This is a genomic window from Peribacillus sp. NPDC046944 (assembly GCF_050272735.1).
In the GTDB taxonomy this organism is placed as follows: Bacteria; Bacillota; Bacilli; order Bacillales; family DSM-1321; genus Peribacillus.
Genome location: NZ_JBNNML010000025.1, coordinates 1 through 4,696 on the forward strand (window position 1 = coordinate 1; position 4,696 = coordinate 4,696).

Here is a 4,696-nt window from a genome sequence, read left to right on the forward strand (position 1 = left end):
TTCTTAGTTATAATTAAGTTTCATTTCATTTTTTAGGGATTTAAAAAAGATTAAACTAGTACAGATAGTTTGAAAGGAGTAATTATAAAGGAATAGTTATGTACGTTTACCTTTTCTAAAAGATTGCTGCGGAACGACTAGGTGGAATAATCTTTTCTTTTTTTACCAGAAAAACAAGTGATGTACACTTCAATTTAGGGTCGAATATGAGACAGCAATCAAATTTATGAATAGTAGCTAGAAACTACATAGCTTTATTTTTTCGACGAAGCAACAATAGTTCTATTGCTCCCGATCCAAGTAATACTCCTGAAACAATGAAGATAAGACCAAAAAAATGTGCTGGAACGATTGCTTCGTTCAAAAGAATAGCCACACCGACTAATGAAAAAAAGGTGTTGAAGTTTAAGAAGATAGAGGATTCTGCGGCTCCAACCTTTCCAATGATGTAATTATAAGTCATATGACCTATTCCTGTAGCAAAAATAGCTGAGAAAAAGAAAGCTACCCAGATAGAAAACGAAGCAGATGAGATTGAAGCTAAACCATGTGGTTCCTTCCAAAGACTTATGGCAAATAAAATAAATGATCCAATTAGCATCATGTAACCCGTTAATAGCCGCGGGTCCATCGTTTTCGAAGCTTTATAAATCAGGATAAAACTTAGCGCTTGTGAAAGAATGGAGAGTAAAATATCAAAATCTCCTAGATTAATAGAATGGATGCCACCACTTCCGGCCAAAACGGTAACACTCACGCCAAGAGCCCCACAAATAAACCCAAGAACTCGAATGAATGTAAGTTTTTTGCGAAAAATCACCATAGAAAAGATGGCTGTCAATAAAGGTCCCATCCCCAAAATCAATCCAGTATTCGTAGCTGAAGTTTTTGTTAACCCTTCTGCTAAAAAATAATGGTGAAAGACTACGCTCAAAAGGGCTCCCCCAAAAATGTAAAAAAGTTCAGATTTTTTTGGAAGACGAATGAGGCCAAGCATTCCCAAAATTAAAAAGACTATCAAAGAAGCCGTAAAAATTCTTAGAGAAGTTATGGTCACAGGTTGAATGTGTTCGACTAAAATTTTTATAACAGAAACGTTGAAACCCCAAATAATCATGATTCCAATAAGCAACATGTAAGTTTTAAAATAGCTCATACAAAAACAACCTTTCAAACTTATTCAACAATTGACCTATTATACAACCTTTTTCAAGAAAATACCAAAACTAAAAGAGATAGTTTTTAAAAACTGAGCATGAGTAAATTATTTATGCCAGTAATTTGTAGTGACTACTTTGAAATGGATGTTAGTCCCTATACTTCACATCGTATTAGTTTGGGTGTAGGTGAAATGATTCTTCAGTTTGAAGAGTGGCTATAAAAAAGCCTACAAGATCTCATAGGATCTTGTAGGCTTTTTCATTAGTTAAAATTTAATTTTTTCTTCCATTTTAAAGAAATTAAACTTGAAGAAATCGTAATGATAAAGAGGACAATAACAATAATGAATACAGTATAGTAAGAACCTGTTGAATCAAAAATGTAACTGAATAATGTTGTACCGAATGCCACACCTAATGTAGAGGCTGACATGATCGTTGTATAAATGGATGCGTAGTCTCGCCCGCCGAATACTTCTCGAATCACGACTGGAGGAAGTAAGGTAGACCCTGAGAATCCTATACCAAATAGTAAGGCACCAGTATATAGCATACCAATTCCGAATGAATCAGAAATAAGTAGTGCGACAACACCTAGCATACCCCCGCCAATACCAACAAATAGAGCTACTTTAATTCCCATTTTATCGTTTATGGCACCAAGCAGGAATTTACCACCTGTTTGACCAATCGTTACACAAGTTACACCTGTAGCAGCCATTGTAGCACTAAAGCCTACGGATTGTACAAAGTTTGGTACATGGAAGCTAACGGTTGATGCCAGTCCGAAAAGCCCTGTGAATAAAACAACCAAATAGAATGCTGGGGATTTCATTGCAACACCTTTCAAGACACCTGATTCAGGTTTTTGTTGCGTATTAGTAGTATCGGTGTAGACTTCATCGGCACCATAAGCAGTCATATTTAGTTGTTCTGGTTTTGAACGAATAACGAATAGAGAGAATGGTAAAATAAGAATGGCTACAATAACACCTAATGTCATATATGTTGAGCGCCAGCCAATCGATTCAATCAAGACACCGGTGATTTGAGCGAAGACCGCACCGCCAACCCCCATGAATGCCATAGCAAAACCTAAAGAGGTACCAACTTTTGCTTTAAACCAGTTGTTCATGATTAAAGGAATGGACCCGTAAATTAAGAATGTACTACCAATTCCTAAAGCAATCCCTGAAATATAGAAAGGGAAGACAGAATGATAGGTACCCATTAATCCAAATGCTAGCGCATTTATAATACCAGCAATCGTTAAAATATAGCGGATATCAAATTTGTTCAATATCTTTCCTGCAAATGGTAGTAAAATGGTGACAGTTAAATACATTAGCGATGTATACAAGCTAATTTTAGAAACCCCAACTTGAAGATCTTCTGCTACTGCACGGTATAGTAAACCTGCACAGCTTACGATAATTCCGACACTTGCGGCGTAAATTGCAGCACTTGCCACCATAATCCACCAAGCATAGTGGATTTTCCCTTGTTTTTTCATGATGTCACCTCGTAAAAGTGGAGAAACAAGCACGTTGCTTCTCCACTTTGTATTATTTTATAAATTAAGCAGTTAAAAATTTGTATATTTATTGAATGGTAAATCCGCCATCGATTGGTACAGCGGCACCACTTATGAATTTCGCTTCATTTGATGCTAAAAATACAGCTAAATCAGCGACTTCTTCTACTTGACCAAATGTACGAGTCGGTACTAAATCTTTTGGAATTCCAGCTAAAACATCCTTAACTAAAGGTGTTTCGATGGTTCCTGGGCAAATAGCGTTAATTTTAATACCATGGCGTGCATATTCAGAAGATAAATGCTTGGTATACCCAATTACTCCATGCTTAGTAGCGGTATAAGCAGCTCCACCTTTACCTGCAACCAAACCAGCAACAGAAGCAATATTTACGATGGAACCAGTACCACGCTCAATCATGCTAGGTAAAACAGCATTCGAGAATTCGAATACACTTGTTAAGTTAATATTTAAGAAGAAGTTCCATTGATCTAAAGTCGTATCTAATGATTTAGCATATTTATCAAATACACCTGCATTATTTACTAAGACATCAACTGGACCGAAAGTATCTTCTGTTATTTCGACACAATTTTTGATATCCTCGGTTTTCATAACGTTCACAGATACAGCGATAGCTTCTCCGCCAAACGCTTTAATTTCTTCAGCAACAGCTTTTGCCCCTTCTAAATTCAAGTCAGCTACAACTACTTTTGCGCCTTCTTTTGCAAAACGGATAGCTTCTCCTTGCCCCATACCGGATGCTGCTCCTGTAATGATCGCTACTTTGTCTTTTAATCTCATATTGAAAACCCCCATATATTTTTTGTTCACAATTTGTTCATATATCAGTGACAATTACATTTTAAACGTATTTTGATATAATGAAAAATACCAATTAACTATTTCCTTATAACTTCAGGTTATTAAGGGTGGGAGGAAAATTATGGACCTAGTAAAGTTACGATACTTTTATACAACCGCACAATTAGAAAACGTGTCACTTGCAGCTAAAGAACTATCGATTTCGCAACCAGCGTTAAGTAAGGCGATCACTAATCTTGAAGCAGAGTTAGGGATGGATTTGTTTTTCCGTAGTGGCAAGCGCATTTCATTAAATGAAAATGGAAGGTTTTTATTCAAACGTGCGGAGCGCGTTTTCTCTGAGGTACATCATTTAGAGCGTGGATTAGAGGAAAGACGAGGCGAGGGAAGTGGAAACTTGTCGATTGTGACGACATTACCATATACTTTCACGAATATCTTAGATCAGTTCTTCAATAATTATTCCAATGTTAAATACCAACAAGTACCGTTATCAAAAGAAAATTTACAACAATTCACGGAAAATGGAAAATATGATGTATGTATTACCACTGAGCAAATCGAACATCCAAATGTAGAATGGGTCCCATTATTTGAGGAGGAAATTTTTCTAACTGTACCAAAATCATATAAAGAGAAGAAAGAAGGAACAATTAATTTGTTGGAATTTGACGAACTACCTTTTATCGGTTTAACCAATAAGTACAGCTTTCGTCAATTTACGGACCGATTTTGTAAATCAATTGGATATACACCGACTTATCAAGTTGAAGTGGAAGAAGCAACAATCATTTTACAGCTTGTGAAAAATGGACATGGTGCAGCCTTTACACCTGAAACAGCTGTTAATTTATATGAAAGTAAACTTAAGCACTTAAAAATTGAAAATAAGAAGTTTACCCGTACCATCGGCTTATTAAAGCATCGATATTTATATCCTACAAAGATTTCAGAGGCTTTCATTGCCCACTGTCATCGCTATTTTCAAGAATATAAAAAAGATTAAATGAGATCTGAGTTTGAAAAGAGGAAATATTGTAACGGAGTTTGTCGAGATTGAGATAAGAATTATATGGAGTATCAAAAAATAGTGGAGTGATATAGTAGGTTTCGTGAAGACTTTAAGTTTTCAAAAATTATAGTAAGAAATATAAACGTAGTTCTTCAATAAAAGAG

General features: G+C 35.7%; 4 protein-coding genes. 1 reads left to right on the top strand and 3 read right to left on the bottom strand.

The window, feature by feature from the left end:
- Positions 1-244: 244 nt before the first annotated feature.
- From ACQKIC_RS20785 to ACQKIC_RS20795, 3 genes are all read right to left on the bottom strand, one after another.
- Entirely contained in the window at positions 245-1,156 is a 912-nt protein-coding gene (locus ACQKIC_RS20785; protein WP_427592233.1) for a DMT family transporter, read from the bottom strand.
- A gap of 266 nt (positions 1,157-1,422) precedes the next feature.
- Complete coding sequence (locus ACQKIC_RS20790; protein WP_427592232.1) at positions 1,423-2,706, bottom strand: CynX/NimT family MFS transporter; 1,284 nt, start codon at positions 2,704-2,706, stop codon at positions 1,423-1,425.
- Positions 2,707-2,761: 55 nt separating this feature from the next.
- Positions 2,762-3,499 carry an SDR family NAD(P)-dependent oxidoreductase gene (locus ACQKIC_RS20795; protein ID WP_427592231.1) on the bottom strand — a complete coding sequence of 246 codons (738 nt, stop codon included), beginning with the start codon at positions 3,497-3,499 and terminating at the stop codon, positions 2,762-2,764.
- A gap of 142 nt (positions 3,500-3,641) precedes the next feature.
- Between ACQKIC_RS20795 and ACQKIC_RS20800 the strand changes: the two genes are divergently transcribed.
- Positions 3,642-4,526, top strand: coding sequence for a LysR family transcriptional regulator (locus ACQKIC_RS20800; RefSeq protein WP_427592230.1), 885 nt, complete (start codon positions 3,642-3,644; stop codon positions 4,524-4,526).
- Positions 4,527-4,696 lie beyond the last annotated feature (170 nt).